Annotated in this window: 19 protein-coding genes and 1 tRNA gene; 10 read left to right on the top strand and 10 right to left on the bottom strand. The window is 62.0% G+C overall.

Translation table 11 applies throughout. From position 1 onward, the window contains the following. Positions 1-122 precede the first annotated feature (122 nt). From SM765_RS02660 to grxD, 3 genes are all read left to right on the top strand, one after another. Complete coding sequence (locus tag SM765_RS02660) at positions 123-359, top strand: BolA/IbaG family iron-sulfur metabolism protein (RefSeq protein WP_065270190.1); 237 nt, start codon at positions 123-125, stop codon at positions 357-359. 5 nt (positions 360-364) lie between these two features. Next, positions 365-595, top strand: a complete 231-nt coding sequence (locus SM765_RS02655; RefSeq protein ID WP_065270189.1) for a hypothetical protein — start codon at positions 365-367, stop codon at positions 593-595. A gap of 110 nt (positions 596-705) precedes the next feature. Continuing rightward, positions 706-1068, top strand: a complete 363-nt coding sequence (grxD, locus tag SM765_RS02650; RefSeq protein ID WP_065270188.1) for a Grx4 family monothiol glutaredoxin — start codon at positions 706-708, stop codon at positions 1066-1068. Positions 1069-1200: 132 nt separating this feature from the next. Here the strand turns inward: grxD and SM765_RS02645 are convergent, their stop codons facing one another. Together SM765_RS02645 and SM765_RS02640 are read right to left on the bottom strand one after the other, a co-directional pair. Next, complete coding sequence (locus SM765_RS02645; protein ID WP_065270187.1) at positions 1201-1602, bottom strand: cell division protein ZapA; 402 nt, start codon at positions 1600-1602, stop codon at positions 1201-1203. Continuing rightward, positions 1602-2399 carry a coiled-coil domain-containing protein gene (locus tag SM765_RS02640; RefSeq protein ID WP_274836999.1) on the bottom strand — a complete coding sequence of 266 codons (798 nt, stop codon included), beginning with the start codon at positions 2397-2399 and terminating at the stop codon, positions 1602-1604. The genes SM765_RS02645 and SM765_RS02640 overlap by 1 nt, the downstream gene beginning before the upstream one ends. A 279-nt stretch (positions 2400-2678) precedes the next feature. Between SM765_RS02640 and tkt the strand changes: the two genes are divergently transcribed. Continuing rightward, a complete protein-coding gene (gene tkt / locus SM765_RS02635; protein WP_274836998.1) occupies positions 2679-4700 on the top strand; it encodes a transketolase in 2022 nt (673 codons plus the stop codon). A gap of 186 nt (positions 4701-4886) precedes the next feature. On the opposite strand, the gene SM765_RS02630 is transcribed toward tkt, so the two are convergent. After that, positions 4887-4972 (bottom strand) — tRNA-Leu (locus SM765_RS02630). 159 nt (positions 4973-5131) lie between these two features. Between SM765_RS02630 and SM765_RS02625 the strand changes: the two genes are divergently transcribed. Both SM765_RS02625 and SM765_RS02620 read left to right on the top strand, forming a co-directional pair. Beyond that, positions 5132-5710: a YqaA family protein gene (locus tag SM765_RS02625; protein WP_274828051.1), complete on the top strand. Its 579-nt coding sequence runs from the start codon at positions 5132-5134 to the stop codon at positions 5708-5710. Then, entirely contained in the window at positions 5707-6171 is a 465-nt protein-coding gene (locus SM765_RS02620) for a disulfide bond formation protein B (protein WP_065270183.1), read from the top strand. The genes SM765_RS02625 and SM765_RS02620 overlap by 4 nt, the downstream gene beginning before the upstream one ends. Positions 6172-6214: 43 nt before the next feature. Here SM765_RS02620 and SM765_RS02615 read toward each other — a convergent pair whose 3' ends face one another. Next, positions 6215-6640, bottom strand: coding sequence for an Lrp/AsnC family transcriptional regulator (locus SM765_RS02615; RefSeq protein WP_065273447.1), 426 nt, complete (start codon positions 6638-6640; stop codon positions 6215-6217). 115 nt (positions 6641-6755) lie between these two features. Here SM765_RS02615 and rocF point away from each other — a divergent pair, with 115 nt between their 5' ends. Both rocF and ocd read left to right on the top strand, forming a co-directional pair. Beyond that, the gene (gene rocF / locus SM765_RS02610; RefSeq protein ID WP_274834021.1) at positions 6756-7682 is read left to right on the top strand and encodes an arginase; all 927 of its coding nucleotides are present in this window, start codon (positions 6756-6758) and stop codon (positions 7680-7682) included. Continuing rightward, on the top strand, positions 7679-8743 hold the full coding sequence (gene ocd / locus SM765_RS02605) for an ornithine cyclodeaminase (RefSeq protein ID WP_274836996.1): 1065 nt from the start codon (positions 7679-7681) through the stop codon (positions 8741-8743). The genes rocF and ocd overlap by 4 nt, the downstream gene beginning before the upstream one ends. Positions 8744-8751: 8 nt before the next feature. On the opposite strand, the gene SM765_RS02600 is transcribed toward ocd, so the two are convergent. Beyond that, on the bottom strand, positions 8752-9336 hold the full coding sequence (locus tag SM765_RS02600; protein ID WP_065270180.1) for an HNH endonuclease: 585 nt from the start codon (positions 9334-9336) through the stop codon (positions 8752-8754). A 216-nt stretch (positions 9337-9552) separates the two neighbouring features. Here SM765_RS02600 and SM765_RS02595 point away from each other — a divergent pair, with 216 nt between their 5' ends. Next, the gene (locus SM765_RS02595) at positions 9553-10242 is read left to right on the top strand and encodes an rRNA large subunit pseudouridine synthase E (protein WP_274834460.1); all 690 of its coding nucleotides are present in this window, start codon (positions 9553-9555) and stop codon (positions 10240-10242) included. Between the two features lie 27 nt (positions 10243-10269). On the opposite strand, the gene SM765_RS02590 is transcribed toward SM765_RS02595, so the two are convergent. Together SM765_RS02590 and SM765_RS02585 are read right to left on the bottom strand one after the other, a co-directional pair. Continuing rightward, entirely contained in the window at positions 10270-10935 is a 666-nt protein-coding gene (locus SM765_RS02590) for an alpha/beta hydrolase (protein WP_065270179.1), read from the bottom strand. Then, entirely contained in the window at positions 10932-11606 is a 675-nt protein-coding gene (locus tag SM765_RS02585) for a DNA-3-methyladenine glycosylase family protein (RefSeq protein WP_368981405.1), read from the bottom strand. Before SM765_RS02585 ends, SM765_RS02590 begins: the two co-directional genes overlap by 4 nt. A gap of 105 nt (positions 11607-11711) precedes the next feature. On the opposite strand from SM765_RS02585, the gene SM765_RS02580 reads away from it, so the two are divergent. Beyond that, the gene (locus SM765_RS02580; protein ID WP_274828046.1) at positions 11712-12932 is read left to right on the top strand and encodes an MFS transporter; all 1221 of its coding nucleotides are present in this window, start codon (positions 11712-11714) and stop codon (positions 12930-12932) included. An 87-nt stretch (positions 12933-13019) separates the two neighbouring features. Here SM765_RS02580 and SM765_RS02575 read toward each other — a convergent pair whose 3' ends face one another. Genes SM765_RS02575 through cimA form a run of 3 tightly spaced genes read right to left on the bottom strand, consistent with a single transcriptional unit; the run spans position 13020 to position 16376 of the window. Beyond that, complete coding sequence (locus tag SM765_RS02575) at positions 13020-13796, bottom strand: squalene/phytoene synthase family protein (RefSeq protein ID WP_274836995.1); 777 nt, start codon at positions 13794-13796, stop codon at positions 13020-13022. Then, complete coding sequence (locus tag SM765_RS02570; protein WP_274834012.1) at positions 13786-14754, bottom strand: alpha/beta hydrolase; 969 nt, start codon at positions 14752-14754, stop codon at positions 13786-13788. Before SM765_RS02570 ends, SM765_RS02575 begins: the two co-directional genes overlap by 11 nt. Then, on the bottom strand, positions 14754-16376 hold the full coding sequence (cimA, locus tag SM765_RS02565; RefSeq protein ID WP_274836992.1) for a citramalate synthase: 1623 nt from the start codon (positions 16374-16376) through the stop codon (positions 14754-14756). The genes SM765_RS02570 and cimA overlap by 1 nt, the downstream gene beginning before the upstream one ends. Between the last annotated feature and the right edge of the window lie 50 nt (positions 16377-16426).

Here is a 16426-nt window from a genome sequence, read left to right as displayed (position 1 = left end):
GGGCCCAACTCGCACGGTCTGATTTTCAATCAGGTCTTGCGCGGCGGGAGCATCTCCCTGCTTGAACTGCCTCTCCGTCAGGCCTACATTTTTAGCGAACAGAACCACGAGGATCCCACGCAATGCCCATGCAGGCCCATGAAATCGAAGAGCTTCTGCGCGCATCCTTTCCCGATGCCCAAATCCAGGTCGGTGGCACCGACGGCGTGCATATGTCCGCGATGGTCGTCGATGAAAGCTTTCGCGGCAAGAACCGTGTGCAGCAGCAGCGCGCCGTTTACGCGGCCCTCAAAGGCAAAATGGACGGCGCCAATGGTGAGTTGCACGCCCTCGCCCTGACCACCAAAGCGCCCGAGTAGCACACATGTCGCTGTTCATGTCCTTTCTGGTGGTCGGCGTTATTGTGATGACGGCAGTTGTTGCCGTCATCGGTCAACGACGCGCACCAACGGAAGAAGACGACAGCGACCCGGACTATCACACGCTGCGCTCGGACTATCAGTCCGGCATGGGCGGCGGGTCTGTCAGGACCTGGAAGGTCCCCAAGGACCCGCAGGAATATGCCCGCCTTTTTGTTCCCAAAGACAAGAGCTGAGCGCGCAGAGCCTCACACATCCGTTCCCCGGCCCGGATTGGAATTCTCCACATTATTCCCTATATCTCGGGCAGCAGGACAACGGCACATCCGCCAGAAGGAAACGCAACATGAGCGACGCAAAAACCCGCATCGACGAAACCGTCAAATCCAACGACGTGGTGCTTTACATGAAAGGCACCAAGGACATGCCGCAGTGCGGCTTCTCTTCCCGCGTGGCCGGTGTTCTGAACTACATCGGCGTTGACTACACCGACGTCAACGTGCTGGCCGACGAAGAGATCCGCGCCGGGATCAAGGATTACTCGGACTGGCCGACCATTCCACAGCTTTATGTCAAAGGCGAATTCGTCGGCGGCTGCGACATCATCACCGAAATGACCCTCTCCGGTGAACTCGACGGCATGTTCGAAGAGAACGGCGTCAGCTTTGACAAGGCCGCGGCGGATAAGATCCGCGAAGCCAACGGTTAAGCCGCACGACCAGACAACATGAAAAAGGCCTGTCCGCAGCACGCGTGACAGGCCTTTTTTGCGTTTCGGATTCGGACATTCGGCGAGCGACATCGAAAACCGATCGACCCCGTCAGCGCAGCGCCCCGCCGCCTATTGCGCGGCAGAGGCTTTTTCTTCGATCTCCTGCGCCATGGCTTCGGCGCGGGCGGCCAGTTCGGCCAGGGTTTCAGCCACCTGAGGGGGCACAACAGGCACTTCAATCCGCTCCGGCTCCGGCGCGGGCTGTGCCTTCAGCGCGGCCAGTTCCGCCTCGCGCTCAGCCAGGACCGCCTCGACCTCTTTGATCCGGTCCTCGACCGCTGCGGTCTTGTCCGCCAGCATCAGCCCCGCCATCAGCAGCATGCGCGCTTCGGGCATACGGCCAATCTGGTCCGACAGCACCTGCGCCTCATCATCCAGCATCTTGGCCGCAGAATGCAGATAACTCTCCTCGCCTTCCTGGCAGGAGACCTCGAAACCGCGGCCGCCAATATGAATGGTCACTTCGGGCATCAAATTTCCTCTCCTTCGGGCAGGTTGGGCGCTGCCGCCAGCAGCGGTTCAAGCCGGGCCAGAACCGCGTTCACCTGCGCCTTGTCACTCGCCTGCGCCGCGCGCAGACCGTCGATCTCTGCTGCCATCGCCGCATTGATCAGCCCGGCATCGCCCAGCCCTTCGGCATTGGCTTCGCGCAGGGCAGCGTTAGATGTACGGAGCTGTTCGTTGGCCAGGCGCAATTGCTGCAATTCCGTGTCCAGTCGCTGCAGCACCTCCTCGTCAGTGCCGCCGCTTTCACCATCCACAGTTTCGGAAGCGGACGTTTCCTGAACGGATCCAGCTTCAGACAGCTGAGTTGTGAGTTCCGCATTGGCGGCCTCGAGCTGTTCAATCCGGTCCTCAAGGCTTTCTTTCTCGGTGGCCGCCGAATTGGCTGCGCCTTCCATTTGCGCCTTCAGCCGCGCCACTTCCTGTTTCAAGGCTTCGGCCTGCGGGGCATTTGCAGCCTCATTCCGCAATAGCTCAAGCTCGGCCTGCATTGCAGCGATATCACCCGAGGCATCTGCCGTAGACGCCGCCGGTGCCTGCTCTTCCAGCTCTTTCAACCGCCCGCGCAGGACCTTGACCCGTTCGGTCAACTGGGCATTGGCGACCCGTTCTTCGTCCAGCGCCTGTTCCAGCGCGCTGGTATCGGCCGCCGCAACGGCCTTGGCCTCGGCCGAGCTGCGCGCTTGTTCAAGTGCGCCGACACCCGTCCCGATCCGGTCCATTGCGGCCAGGATCCGGCCCTGCAAGTCTTCAATCTGCTTCATGCCTGTCCCTCACCCGTCCATCTCGCTGGCGCGATCTTCGCGCTGCCTCCTGCCGTGCCGGTTTGCACCTCTGCTTTGCACCGCTGTGCGAATCGCACATGCCTGCCGATCATACGCGCAGCTTCACCCTTGCAGGAGTAAAACACCGCCTCTTTGCTTTCAAGCACTTGCAAGCGGTCCTTCGCGTTCGAAACACAGAAACGCCTGCCAACGCTTGATCTTTGCCCCATCACTGGTATTCAGCGGCTCATCAGCCTGCCAACCTAAAGGAACAGTTCAGTGGATCTGACAGCCCTGCGCACCGCAAATCCCGAGCATTGGAACAAGGCCGCCGCCATTCGCGCCCTGACCCTTGATGCCGTCGCTGCCGCAAACTCCGGCCACTCCGGCATGCCGATTGGCATGGCCGATGTGGCCACCGTCCTGTTTGAAAAGCATCTAAAATTCGACGTAAAGGCCCCAAAATGGGCCGACCGTGACCGGTTCATCCTGTCGGCAGGCCACGGCTCCATGCTGATCTATTCGCTTCTCTATCTCATGGGCGATGAGCAGGTGACGCTGGATCAGATCAAGAACTTCCGTCAGATGGGTGCGCTGACCGCGGGCCATCCGGAAAACTTCCTGATCGATGCGGTGGAAACCACCACTGGTCCGCTGGGTCAGGGCATCGCCAACGCCGTCGGCTTTGCCATGGCCGAGGAAATGCAGCGCGCCCATTACGGCAAGAAGGTCGTCGATCACAACACCTATGTAATCGCAGGCGACGGCTGCCTGATGGAGGGTATCAGCCAGGAGGCCATCGGCATTGCCGGTCGTCAGAAACTGGGCAAGCTGATCGTGCTGTGGGACAACAACAACATCACCATCGACGGCTCGGTTGAACTCTCTGACCGCACCAACCAGATCCAGCGCTTCAAGGCCTCCGGCTGGCACGTGCAGGAAATCGATGGTCACGATCCCGAAGCCATCGACGCGGCCATCACCGCCGCGAAGAAGGCGCAGAAACCCTCGATGATCGCCTGCAAGACGCATATCGCCCTTGGCCACGCCGCGCAGGACACCTCCAAGGGTCACGGCGCGCTGACCGATGCCGAGCAGCTGAAAGCCGCCAAAGAGGCCTATGGCGCTCCGCTCGGCGCCTTTGAGGTCCCCGCCGACGTCAAAGCCCAGTGGGAAGCCATCGGCACCCGTGGCGCCGCTGACCGCGCGGCCTGGGAGGCGCGCTTTGCCGAGCTGTCCAAGCAGAAACAGGAGCGTTTCAACCGCGCCTACGCGCTGGAAGCGCCGAAAAAGCTCTCTGCTGCAATCAAAGCCCTGAAAAAGCAGATCAGCGAAGAGCAGCCTAAGGTCGCCACCCGCAAATCCAGCGAAATGGCGCTGGCGGTGATCAACCCCTTGATGCCTGAAACCGTGGGCGGCTCAGCTGACCTTACCGGCTCCAACAACACCAAGACCGGCGACCTCGGCGTCTTTGACACCGACAACCGCAAGGGCCGCTACGTCTATTGGGGCATCCGTGAGCACGGCATGGCCGCTGCGATGAACGGCATGACCCTGCACGGCGGCATGCGCCCCTATGGCGGCACCTTCTTCTGCTTCACCGATTACGCGCGTCCGTCGATGCGTCTAGCGGCGCTGATGAAGACCCCGACCGTCTTTGTCATGACCCATGATTCAATCGGTGTTGGCGAAGATGGCCCGACCCACCAGCCGGTCGAACATCTGGCGATCTGCCGCGCAACCCCGAACACCTATGTGTTCCGTCCCGCCGATACGGTGGAGGCTGCAGAAGCATGGGAAATCGCCGTTACCGCCAAGGAAACGCCCTCGGTCATGGTGCTGACGCGTCAGAACCTACCCACCGTGCGCACCGAGCACAAGCTGAGCAACCTCACCGAAAAGGGCGCCTATGTCCTGGCCGAGGCCGAAGGCAAGCGTCAGGTGATCCTGATCGCCACCGGTTCTGAGGTTTCGCTGGCGATGGAAGCCAAGGCCAAGCTGGAAGCCGAAGGTATCGGCACCCGCGTCGTCTCCATGCCCTGCATGGAGCTCTTCGCTCAGCAAGACGAAGCCTACCGCCGCAAGGTCCTGCCCGCAGGCCCCGTGCGTGTTGGTATCGAGGCCGCCGTGCGCGCCGGTGGCTGGGACCGCTGGCTGCTGGGCGAGCGTGGCCAGGAGAAGAAAGCCGCATTCGTGGGCATGGACCGCTTCGGAGCCTCCGCACCTGCAGGTGAGCTGTTCGAGAAATTCGGCATCACCGCAGAGGCCACCGTTGCAAAGGCAAAAGAGTTGCTTGGTTGATCTGCGGACCATCCGATCAATGAGACCAGAGGCGCCCCAACTGGGCGCCTCTTTTCATTTCCGACCCGTGAAGTGTGAAGCAAGAACAGACGTCAAGCTGTTGAGGCCAGGTCACAATATCGAAAGCACCGGATAACCCCGATGTGGCAACACTTGCGAATTCATAAATTTGGATGGGGTTGAGGCTGGTACCCAAGGCCGGACTCGAACCGGCACGCCCGTTAAGGCGGGGGATTTTGAATCCCCTGCGTCTACCATTCCGCCACTTGGGCCTCGGGGCTGTTGTTACCCAAGGCGGCAGATGAGGTCCAGAGCCAAACGCGGCCACATGGCATAATTCTGTGCAAACGCCTCTCAGTCCCCACCCGCATGTTGACCTTGCCGCGCCTGCGTGCAACCTCGGCGCAGCTGAGGTTAAGGGCGGGTAGTTGATGTTACGCAGGCTATACGATCGCACGATGGCGCTGGCGGACCATCCCCGCGCGCTGTGGTGGCTGGCCATCGTCTCCTTCGCCGAAAGCTCGGTCTTTCCGATCCCGCCCGACGTGCTGATGATCCCGATGATTCTGGCGCGCCCCTCGCGGGCCTGGCTGATTGCCCTGGTGGCGCTGGTCTCATCGGTTCTGGGCGGACTTCTGGGCTATGCCATCGGCGCCTTCTTCTACGAAGGCATCGGTCAGCCCATTCTTCAGGCGATGGGTAAGGCGGATGCCATGGAGGCCTTTAACACCCGGTTCAACGACTTTGGCTTCTGGGCGGTTCTGGGCGCCGGCATCACGCCATTCCCGTTCAAGGTGATCACCATCATGTCCGGCTGGACCGGCATGCCGCTGGTGACCTTCGTTGCAACCTCTATCCTCGCGCGATCGCTGCGGTTTTTCGCGGTTGCGGCGCTGCTGCGCCTGTTCGGCGCGCCGGTACGCGCCTTTATCGAGCGGCGGCTCGGTCTTGTTTTCACGGCCTTTGTCGTGCTTCTTTTCGGCGGCTTTCTTGTGGTGAGATACCTATGACGTTCAGAACCTTCCTGATCCTGATTGCAGCAGGCGGATCCGCTGCCCTTTTGCTGGGGGCCTTTGGCTTTCAGTACATCGGTGAAATGCCGCCGTGCAAAATGTGCTACTGGCAGCGTTATCCGCATGCCGCCGCCGTTGGCATCGGGGCGCTGGCAATCCTGATCCCGGGTGCATTCTTCCCCTACCTCGGCGCGTTGGCAGCGCTGGCGACCTCAACCATCGGGGCCTATCACGCCGGTGTCGAACAGGGCTGGTGGGAAGGACCGAGCGCCTGCACCTCGGGATCGATTACCGGGCTAACCCCGGATCAGCTGATGGAGCAGATCATGGCCGCGCCGATGGTGCGCTGCGATGAAATCCCGTGGGAGATGTTTGGCCTGTCGATGGCGGGCTGGAACGCGGTGATTTCTGCCGGGCTGATGCTGATCTGGATTGCGGCCGCGCGGCAGCGTCGCTGAGCAGGACGAAACGGAAACGGGTGGCGCCCCCGCCCTGCCCCGCTCAGGTCTCTTTCTTGGTGGCCAGCAACAGATTGGTTTCGCTGGTCGACACCCCATCAAAGTTGCGGATCTTCGCAAGAGCAGAGTCGAGCGTCTCCAGCGTTTCCGTGCCGAGTTCCACGATCAGGTCCCAGCGGCCGTTTGTGGTGTGGATTGCACGCACCTCTGGCAGACCATGCAGTTGCCGCGTGATCCGGCTGGCACCGCGTCCCTCGATCCCGATCATCATCAAGCCGCGCACAGGATCCCGGAGAACGTCCTCCTTCAGGACCACCGTAAATCCCAGGATGTCACCCCGCGCCTGGAGCCGTTCGATGCGCGCCCGCACCGTAGTGCGTGACAGGTTCAGCTCCAGCGCCAGATCGGACAGGGACGCCCGTGCATTGTGGCGCAGCGCCGCGATCAGCCGTTCATCCGTTTTGTCCAAACCTACCTCCATTACGTGAAATTGCTACGCATTATGACCAAAATATTGACTTCAATCCACCCCGAATTGGAGCTTCTCTGAAGGCTCGACACAATCGTGATGGAGATCCTTCCCCGTGAGCACACAGAACTGCATTCTGATCGGCGCGCCGGTAGACAGTGGAAAACGTCGCGCCGGCTGCCTGATGGGACCCGATGCCTACCGTACCGCCGGATTGTCCAAGGCCTTGACCGATCTGGGCCATCAGGTGACGGACCTTGGCACGGTGACACCCGCAGCGCACCCACCGGACGAGGCGAACTCGCGGCTGTTCTCGCTGAACCAGACTATCGGTTGGACCAGCGCGCTCCGCGATGCTGCTGCATCCGCAATGGAGCAAGGCTTGCCGATTTTCCTTGGCGGTGATCACGCGCTGTCCCTTGGCTCGGTCATCGGTGTGGCCAATTACGCCGCCCGGCAGAACCGGCCGCAATTCGTGCTGTGGCTGGATGCACATACCGATTTCCACACACCGCAAACCACCGACAGTGGCAATCTGCACGGCACGCCGGTTGGCTATTTCACCGGTCGCGAAGGCTTTGACGGGTTTCCAGCTGTAAAGAACCCGGTGCCCGAGGAGAACGTCTGCATGTTCGGCCTGCGGTCTGTTGATACGCCCGAGCGGCAGGCTTTGGAAGGCAGCCGGATCCGCCGCCACGACATGCGCGACATTGACGAAAACGGTATCACTGGCTCCTTGGCCGCGTTTCTGGACCATGTGGCAGCCCAGAACGGCATGCTGCACGTGTCGCTGGATGTGGATTTCCTCGACCCCTCTGTCGCCCCGGCGGTGGGCACCACGGTGCCCGGCGGCGCCACGGTGCGTGAAGCGCATCTCATCTGCGAAATGCTGCATGACTCCGGGTTGATGACCTCGCTCGACCTTGTCGAACTCAACCCTTTCCTCGATGAACGCGGCCGCACCGCGCATCTGATGGTCGATCTCTGCGCCTCGGCCCTGGGCCGTCGCGTCTTTGACCGCCCCACACGGAGCTACCAATGACCAACCTCAATCCTTCCGCCAAGGCCATGGTGCCTTTTGTCAGCGTCGACAACATGATGCGCCTGATCCATCACACTGGCGTGGAAACCATGCTGCGCGACCTTGCTGCCTATGTCGAAGAGGACTTCCGCCGCTGGGAGCTGTTCGACAAGACCCCGCGCGTGGCAAGCCATTCTGATGTCGGCGTGATCGAACTGATGCCCACCTCGGATGGGGAGGCATACGGGTTCAAATACGTCAATGGCCACCCCAAGAACACCTCGGAGGGGCTGCAGACCGTGACCGCCTTTGGCCTCTTGGCGGATGTCTATACCGGCTATCCGGTGCTGCTGACGGAAATGACGATGCTGACAGCACTGCGCACGGCGGCGACCTCGGCCATGGTGGCGAAATACCTGGCACCAAAGGACGCTCACACCATGGCGATGATCGGCAATGGCGCCCAGTCGGAATTCCAGACCCTGGCGATGAAGGCGATCTGCGGCCTGAAATCCGTGCGCCTTTATGATCAGGATCCCAATGCCACCGAAAAATGCGCCCGTAATCTGGCGGGCTGCGGTCTTGAAGTGGTGAAATGCAAAACCCCCGAAGAGGCGATTGAGGGCGCGCAGATCCTCACCACCTGCACCGCAGACAAGCAATATGCCACCATCCTCAGCGACAATATGGTCGGCCCCGGCGTACACATCAACGCCATCGGCGGTGACTGCCCCGGCAAGACGGAACTGGCGGCTGGTATCCTGTCCCGGTCGGATGTCTTTGTGGAATTCCCGCCGCAGACCCGCATCGAAGGCGAGATCCAGCAGATGCCCGAGGATTTCGAAGTCACCGAGATATGGCAGGTGATCACCGGCCAAAAGCAGGGGCGCCGGGACGACCGGCAGATTACCCTTTTCGACAGCGTCGGCTTCGCAATCGAGGATTTCAGTGCCCTGCGATATATCCGCGATCAGATCAAGGGCAGCGAATTCTTCATTGAGCTCGACATGCTGGCGGACCCGGACGATCCGCGCGATCTGTTCGGCATGCTGCAACGGGCCGGAACCGCGCACCCCGCATAAACTGCGGGTCAGGCTTCCAGTTCGGAATCCCAATAAAGAAAGTCCATCCAACTGTCGTGCAGATGGTTGGGTGGGAACTTGCGCCCGATGTTGCGCAGTTCCTCGGCGCCGGGGCGTTTGGGCGCCTTGCGCAAGTGCATCCCTGCCCGGTGCAGCGATTTTGACCCCTTGCGCAGGTTGCACCTGGAGCAGGCCGCGACAACGTTTTCCCAGCTGGTCACACCGCCAGCAGCGCGGGGTACAACGTGATCGAAAGTCAGATCGCCCCTTGCGCCACAGTACTGACAGCAGAATTCGTCCCGCAAAAATAAATTAAAGCGCGTGAAGGCCACGCGCTTTTGAGGTTTGACATAATCTTTGAGGACGACAACCGACGGTATTCGGATCTGCGTACTCGGGCTATGCACCACGGTGTCATACTCTGCCACGATCGCCACCCGGTCCAGCCAGGCTGCCTTGACCGCATCCTGCCACGGCCACAGCGACAGCGGATAATAGGAAAGCGGCCGGTAGTCCGCATTCAGTACCAAGGCCGGGTGCTGTTTCAGCGCCCCGGGGTCCCGTACAAAGTCTGTTCTGAAATCGCCGTCCATTCTTAACGTCTTCCTCGCCCTGCCTGCCCGTTACCTGACACCAGAGCGGGGAACCCGCCCCAGTCTGAGATTAACTATATATCGCGGTAGAAAGCTGGCAAGCCCCTTGCGCGCTACAACATCTCGACGGCAGGCATAGGCCGATTCCGTGACAGGCAGGTGACGGGCCTGCTCAAGAAACTTGCGCCTTTCAAACCCGAGGCCTATTGCGGCGCCATGACCCGGCTTATCCGCTTTAACAAACCCTTTGACGTTCTGCCCCAGTTCACCGACCGCAGCACCGAGGGCGGCCCCCGCAAGACGCTGAGCGATTTCATAGATTGCCCCGGCGTTTACCCTGCGGGCCGTCTGGATCGCGACAGCGAGGGGTTGATGCTGCTGACGGATAATGGCCGTCTTCAGGCCTGGATCAGCGATCCGCGCAACAAGATGGCAAAGACCTATTGGGTGCAGGTCGAAGGCACGCCCGACGAGGCCGCGCTGCAGGCCCTGCGGCAGGGGGTGGAGCTGAAAGACGGGCAGACCAAACCCGCCAAGGCGCGGCGGATTGATGAACCGGCGGGCCTCTGGGCGCGAAACCCGCCGATCCGGGTCCGCAAATCGGTGCCCGACACATGGATCGAGCTGACCATTACCGAGGGGCGCAACCGGCAGGTCCGCCGGATGACTGCTGCGGTCGGCCATCCCACATTGCGGCTGATCCGTTATGCCATTGGCGCCTGGACCCTGGATGGGCTGGCACAGGCCACATGGGAAGATCTGGAGCCGCCAAAGGTACCGGGGCGGCCCAAACCCGCGCAGCTGCCAAACCGCCGGGCGCAGGCGAGACGGGCCAAGGAAAAAGCCAAAGACACCGATCAAAAGAAAACGGGCGGCAAGCCCCGTAAGCCTCGCCGCCCGTCCTGAATTCTTCCTGTTCGGCGTCCGCGCCGGTCAGAGGCTCAGCTTGTCCCGCATGAAGGCGAGCGCGACGCTCAGCCCGTCGGGGGCAATGCCATGGCCGGTACCCTTCTGAATATGGGCAAAGACGTCCTGAAATCCGGCTTCCTGCAGGGCTTCGGCGGCTTCGGGCAGGGATTGCACCGGCACCACGTCATCCGCATCGCCATGCACCAGCAGCACCGGCATCCGGCTGACCACCTCGTCCTTAAAGGTGTCTGGGCTCAGCAGGCGGCCAGAGAAGGCAACGATCCCGGCCACCGGATCCTCGCGGCGCGGTGCCACGTGCAGGCTCATCATGGTGCCTTGCGAGAAGCCGAACAGCACCACCTGCTCGGGCAGTACGTCCTCATCCACCATCAGCGCGTCGAGGAAGGCATTCAGATCCTCGACGGCGGCCTGCATGCCGCGCATGCTTTCTTCTTCGGAGGACCCATCGATCCAGGGGATCGGGAACCACTGATAGCCCATCGGCGCCCCGGCGCAGTTTTCGGGCGCATCAGGCGCCACGAACAGCGTGTCCGGCAGGTGCTCGGCCAGCGGATCGGCCAGCCCCAGCAGGTCGGCTCCATTGGCGCCATAGCCATGCAGAAACACCACAACCGAGCGGGTTGAGCCGGAAAGCGGCTCTTTGCGGCCAGCAGTCAATACACGAGTCATCGGATCCCTTCCCTGTCCTTCTTCACATGGTAATAGGCCCAGAGCACCCGTGCCGCAACCGCGCGCCAGGGCGACCAGTCTTCGGCCATTTTGCGCAAGGCGCGTTCCTTGGGACGTTCCGGCAGATCGAACAACAGCCGCGCGCCTTCCTGCAAGGCCAGATCGCCGGGCGCGAAGACATCCGCCCGCCCCAGCGCAAACATTGCATAGATTTCCGCGGTCCAGACCCCGATGCCGGAAACTTCGGTCAGGATCGCCACGACTTCCGCATCCGGTTTACTCCGCAAGGCATTGAAATCAATAGAGGCCTCCGCCAAAGCCCGCGCATAGCGGACCTTTTGACGGCTAAGCCCGGCTGCGCGCATTTCCTCGTCGCTGGCCGCGATGACCGCATCCGGTTCGGTCAGCCCCGCATTGGACATCCGGGTCCAGATCGAGGCCGCCGAAGCAATGCTGAGTTGCTGGCCCACGATGGCATTCAACAACTCCGCAAAACCATCAGGATGGCGCCGCAGTGGCAAAGTTTCGATCTGGGCCAATGCATCGGCAAAGCGTGAGTGCCGCGCCGCCAGCCATGCCGCGCCTTCGGTAACGCATGCATCGCTATGAATGATCCGTCCAACCCCGTTATCCGTGACTACACGGCTCTCTGTATCTGTGTGTGACGCCACGTCACGTTTCCTTCATCTGTTAATTTTCACAAAACTGCCGACGGACGCCCGATGAGGCGCGCCTGGCGTCTTGTTCCCGCTCACATTCAGGGTTACGCATCCCACATGACACAGACCATGACCACCCCCACCGACGACAGAGTCGCCAAGAAGAATGTTGCCATTCTCGTGATGGCGCAGGCTTTCCTCGGCGCTCAGATGCCGATGATCTTTACCATTGGCGGCCTCGCGGGGCAGTCGCTGGCCTCCAACCCCTGTTTCGCCACCTTGCCGATCTCACTGATCGTCGCCGGGTCGATGATGGCAGCCACGCCGATTTCGGCGATCATGCAGCGCTGGGGCCGCCGCGCGGGTTTCTTTACCGGGGCGCTGTTCGGAGCGCTCGGCGGCATCGTTGGCGCCTATGGTCTCTATCTCGGCTCATTCCCTGTGTTCCTACTCGGCAGCCTTCTGACCGGTGTCTACATGAGCGCGCATGGTTTCTACCGCTTTGCCGCCGCCGATACCGCGTCCGAAGAGTTCCGTCCCAAGGCGATTTCCTATGTGATGGCGGGCGGGCTTTTGTCGGCCATCATCGGCCCACAGCTGGTCAAGGCGACCAGCCAGGCCTTTGTCATCCCCTTCTTCGGAACCTATATGGCGGTGATCGCGGTCAACGTTGTGGGCGCGGCGCTGTTTCTGTTCCTGAACATCCCGAAACCGCCGGTCCCCAGCCATGACGCCCCCAAGGGCCGCAGCCGTATCGAGCTGCTGAAAACCCCGGTGATCGCGGTGGCGGTGATCTGTGCAATGGTTTCCTACGCGCTGATGAACCTCGTGATGACCTCGACCCCGCTGGCCGTGGTCGGCTGCGGCTATACCGAAGGCAACGCCGCCGATGTGGTGACCTCTCACGTGCTGGCGATGTATGTGCCCTCCTTCTTTACCGGTCACCTGATCGCGCGTTTCGGCGTGGAAAAGATCGTTGCCGCGGGTCTGGTCATTCTGGCCGGCGCGGGCGCCGTGGCGCTGCAAGGCGTCGACCTCGGCAACTTCTTCATCGCGCTTGTCCTGCTTGGTGTCGGCTGGAACTTCGGCTTTATCGGCGCGACCACCATGCTGGCAGGCGCGCATGAGCCGCACGAACGTGGCCGGATGCAGGGTCTGAACGACCTTCTGGTCTTTGGCGGTGTCACCATGGCTTCGCTCGCCTCGGGCGGTCTGATGAACTGCTCGGGCGGCTCGCCTGTGGATGGCTGGAGCGCAGTCAACATGGCAATGGCCCCCTTCCTGGTGCTGGCAGGTGGCGCACTGGTCTGGCTCGCTCTGCGGCCCAAGCGGGTCTGACGGGCTGCTCAGCCAAAACACAAAAGCCGCCCAGTGGGCGGCTTTTTTTGTTCGATTACAAAGACCTACCGCCTCAAACGCGCCCGCCTACCAGCGCCCCAGCGCGGCCCGCATCATCAACCCGCTACGACGGCGGAATTCGCTGGTGCCAAGCGCACCTGCTGCCACCCGCTCCGGATCGCGCATTGCCTGTTTCAGAATGCTGCGCGCCTGCCAGCCCGCCAGCATCGCCGGGGCCGCTGCACCCGACACGCTACCACGCGACCGCCGCGCTTGCTCAAGGTATTGGTATCCCTTTTCCGCCAGCTGTTGCACGCCCTTTGGTGTGCCGTCCAGTAGCGGCACGCGCTTTTGTTTCTCCAGCTCGGGGATCGCGCGCAGCCAGTTGGCAATGCCCATCCCGCGCCCAAAGGCGCGCACGGTTTCTTCCTCCGCATCCCCCAATGAGGCCGCCGCCATCCACAACAGGCTGCCCGAAGTGGAATCGATATAGGTATCGAACGCCGCCTCGTCCTCGAACGGATCGCGATAAATGTCCCAGCGCCGCGCCTCGGCCATGGCGTCGATCTCTTTCGCCAGTTCGGGCCGCAGCAGCCGCCCCAGCGGGGTCGCCACATAGTGACGGCGTACCGGCTTCGCTTCCGCGATTTCGGCGCCGACATCCCGCCACCACTGCACCCGCATCTCGGCGATCATGCTTTCCTGGCTGGCCCAGGGCGCCCGGGAGAGTTCAAGATTGAAGGCATAAAGCGCGAACAGAAGCGGACGCGCTGCAACGGGCGCCGCCATGGTCGCCATGAAGCGGTCCGGATCGCCCTGCCGGACCAACTCAGCGCAGCCTTTCAGATCGTCGTCAAATGCCATTTAGGAACTCCTTCACGGCCATTGCAGTTTCCGGCGCATCGACGATGCCAAGATGGCCGACGCCCGGAATGATGCGATAGCTCCCCCGGTGCGTCACTGGCGCCATCAGTGGCTCATAGCCCTCCGCGACAAAGGCTTCATCCTTTTCCCCTGCCATTACAAAGAATTCCGGAAGAGCCCTAATGTCCGCCAGATAGTCGCTTCGCGGTGCGTATGAGGTGTTGAGCCGATAGGAATATTCCGTCGTCGCCAGATGCCCCAGCGGTCCGTCCAGAACCTGTTTCGGCATCGCGAACTGGATCACGGTCAGGTGATTGAACCACGTGATCCCAAAGGCATTCAGCATCGAAAGCCCGATGATCCGGCGCGTCAGCGGCTGCGCCCATCCGCCCGAATTCTTGCGGGTTGTCGGGGCGTCATACTTCAGGAACGGCGCCAGAAGAACGGCGCGGTCCAGCATGCCCCCATGTTGCCCCCCGGCAAAGCGCACCACCAGCCCGCCGCCCGAGGAATGCCCCAGCAGAACAACTTTCTGCCGCGGTTGCACGCGGGCTGCGATCAGGTCCGCAAGGTCATCCTCCAGCTGGCCAATATACTCCACATCGCCGCGCCGCCCGGGGGCGGCTCCGTGCCCGCGCAGATCCGGCACCAGAACATGTCCTGCAATCTGCGGTGCAAGCGTGGCATATTGCAGCCCATTCCAGCCGGAACCATGCACCATGACCACCAGCGGCCCGACGCCGTTGTCGAAGCTGCGCACCTGCAGCGGATAGCCATCCCGCATCGGAACGGTCTCCGGCTCTGGCATGTCCGGCCCCGCAGAGACCGCAGAGAAATCCAGCCCCTTTTCCGGCGCCGCAGGCAGCATATCTGCAGGCCTCTGCGACAGGATCAAAGCAAAGGGCAGCACCGCCGTGATGGCCAGACCGATAGCCGCCGCCCGGATCAGCGCTTCCATCATGCTTCCGGCGCGCAGTCGCGGATCAGCTTCCAGCGGATCGCATCCAGCAGCGCCTCGAAAGAGGCGTCGATGATGTTCGGGCTAACGCCCACCGTGGACCAGCGGCGGCCCTGATTGTCGGCGCTGTCGATGACCACACGCGTCACCGCTTCGGTGCCGCCCTGAGTGATGCGGACCTTGAAGTCCACCAGACGCATATCGTCGATCACCTCGGAGTAACGCCCCAGATCCTTGGCCAGCGCCTTCGCCAGCGCGTTCACCGGGCCGCGGTCGCTGCCGGTTTCATCCATGGACTCGCTGACCGACAGGCGTTTTTCGCCGTCCACCTTCACGACAACGACCGCCTCGGAGAGGCTCACCATCTTGTTGTACTTGTTCTTGCGCCGCTCAACCGTGACCTTGTAGCGCTTCACCTCGAAGAATGTCGGCAGTTGCCCCAGCTCCTCGCGCGCCAGCAGCTCAAACGAGGCCTGCGCCGTATCGTAGGAGTATCCTTCATCCTCGCGCGCCTTGATCCGGTCAAGGATCCGCGCCAGCGCCGGATCGCCCTTTTCCACGTTCAGCCCGGCGTCGGTCAGCCGCTTGCGCAGGTTCGACTGGCCGGCCTGATTGGACATGGGAATGATGCGCGCGTTGCCCACCAGTTCAGGCTGGATATGTTCATAGGTCGACGGATCCTTCAGGATCGCGCTGGCGTGCAGTCCCGCCTTATGCGCAAAGGCCGAGGCCCCAACATAGGGCGCCTGCTTCATCGGCACCCGGTTGAGGATATCATCCAGCATCCGGCTTTGTTGCGTGAGGCTGGTCAGCGCCTCAAGGCTGACGCCGGTCTCGAACTGGCTGGCGTAGGGTTCCTTTAGCAGCAGCGAGGGGATCAGCGTCGTCAGATTGGCATTGCCACAGCGTTCGCCCAGCCCATTCAGCGTGCCCTGCACCTGCCGCACGCCCGCATCCACGGCCGCCAGCGAACAGGCCACTGCGTTTTCGGTGTCGTTATGCGTATGGATGCCCAGACGGTCCCCGGGGATGCCTGCAGCGATCACCTCGGTCACGATGCGATGGACCTCGGCGGGCATTGTGCCGCCGTTGGTGTCGCACAGAACCACCCAGCGCGCGCCCGCATCCAGGGCGGCACGGCAGGCGGCCAGCGCATACTCCGCATTGTCCTTGTAGCCATCAAAGAAATGTTCGGCGTCAAACAGCGCCTCGCGTCCCTCGGCCACGATATGCGCCACCGAGGCGCCGATATTCTCAAGGTTCTCTTCCAGCGTGATGCCGAGCGCGGCCGTCACGTGGTAATCGTGTGATTTTCCGACGAGGCAGACCGTATCGGTTCCCGCGTTCATCACTGCTGCCAGAACATCGTCATTCGCGGCCGAGCGCCCTGCCCGTTTCGTCATGCCAAAGGCCGCCAGCCGCGCGCGGGTTTTCGGCGCCACCTCGAAAAAGGCGCTGTCGGTCGGATTGGCACCGGGCCAGCCACCTTCGATGTAGTCGATACCGAGATCATCCAGCGCCTCGGCGATCTGCTGCTTTTCCGCGGTCGAGAACTGCACGCCCTGCGTCTGCTGCCCATCGCGCAGCGTGGTGTCGTAAAGGTAGAGACGTTCTTTGCTCATTCCTGCCTCGTTGTGTTCACCGGGCGGCGCCCGGCCCGGGGTGGGCGTAA

It is taken from the genome of Pseudophaeobacter sp. 1A09344 (assembly GCF_041008745.1).
Classification (GTDB): Bacteria; Pseudomonadota; Alphaproteobacteria; order Rhodobacterales; family Rhodobacteraceae; genus Phycobacter; species Phycobacter gallaeciensis_A.
The sequence above is the reverse complement of the archived record's forward strand: the minus strand, read 5'-3'. Positions and strand labels throughout refer to the sequence as shown.

Excerpts from the sequence above, each read along its gene's own strand:
- SM765_RS02660 (WP_065270190.1), top strand. The coding sequence starts at position 123 with ATGCCCATGCAGGCCCATGAAATCGAAGAGCTTCTGCGCGCATCCTTT.
- SM765_RS02655 (WP_065270189.1), top strand. The coding sequence starts at position 365 with ATGTCGCTGTTCATGTCCTTTCTGGTGGTCGGCGTTATTGTGATGACG.
- grxD (WP_065270188.1), top strand. The coding sequence starts at position 706 with ATGAGCGACGCAAAAACCCGCATCGACGAAACCGTCAAATCCAACGAC.
- SM765_RS02645 (WP_065270187.1), bottom strand. The coding sequence starts at position 1,602 with ATGCCCGAAGTGACCATTCATATTGGCGGCCGCGGTTTCGAGGTCTCC.
- SM765_RS02640 (WP_274836999.1), bottom strand. The coding sequence starts at position 2,399 with ATGAAGCAGATTGAAGACTTGCAGGGCCGGATCCTGGCCGCAATGGAC.
- SM765_RS02625 (WP_274828051.1), top strand. The coding sequence starts at position 5,132 with ATGTTACGCAGGCTATACGATCGCACGATGGCGCTGGCGGACCATCCC.
- SM765_RS02620 (WP_065270183.1), top strand. The coding sequence starts at position 5,707 with ATGACGTTCAGAACCTTCCTGATCCTGATTGCAGCAGGCGGATCCGCT.
- ocd (WP_274836996.1), top strand. The coding sequence starts at position 7,679 with ATGACCAACCTCAATCCTTCCGCCAAGGCCATGGTGCCTTTTGTCAGC.
- SM765_RS02600 (WP_065270180.1), bottom strand. The coding sequence starts at position 9,336 with ATGGACGGCGATTTCAGAACAGACTTTGTACGGGACCCCGGGGCGCTG.
- SM765_RS02595 (WP_274834460.1), top strand. The coding sequence starts at position 9,553 with ATGACCCGGCTTATCCGCTTTAACAAACCCTTTGACGTTCTGCCCCAG.
- SM765_RS02590 (WP_065270179.1), bottom strand. The coding sequence starts at position 10,935 with ATGACTCGTGTATTGACTGCTGGCCGCAAAGAGCCGCTTTCCGGCTCA.
- SM765_RS02580 (WP_274828046.1), top strand. The coding sequence starts at position 11,712 with ATGACACAGACCATGACCACCCCCACCGACGACAGAGTCGCCAAGAAG.
- SM765_RS02575 (WP_274836995.1), bottom strand. The coding sequence starts at position 13,796 with ATGGCATTTGACGACGATCTGAAAGGCTGCGCTGAGTTGGTCCGGCAG.
- SM765_RS02570 (WP_274834012.1), bottom strand. The coding sequence starts at position 14,754 with ATGGAAGCGCTGATCCGGGCGGCGGCTATCGGTCTGGCCATCACGGCG.
- cimA (WP_274836992.1), bottom strand. The coding sequence starts at position 16,376 with ATGAGCAAAGAACGTCTCTACCTTTACGACACCACGCTGCGCGATGGG.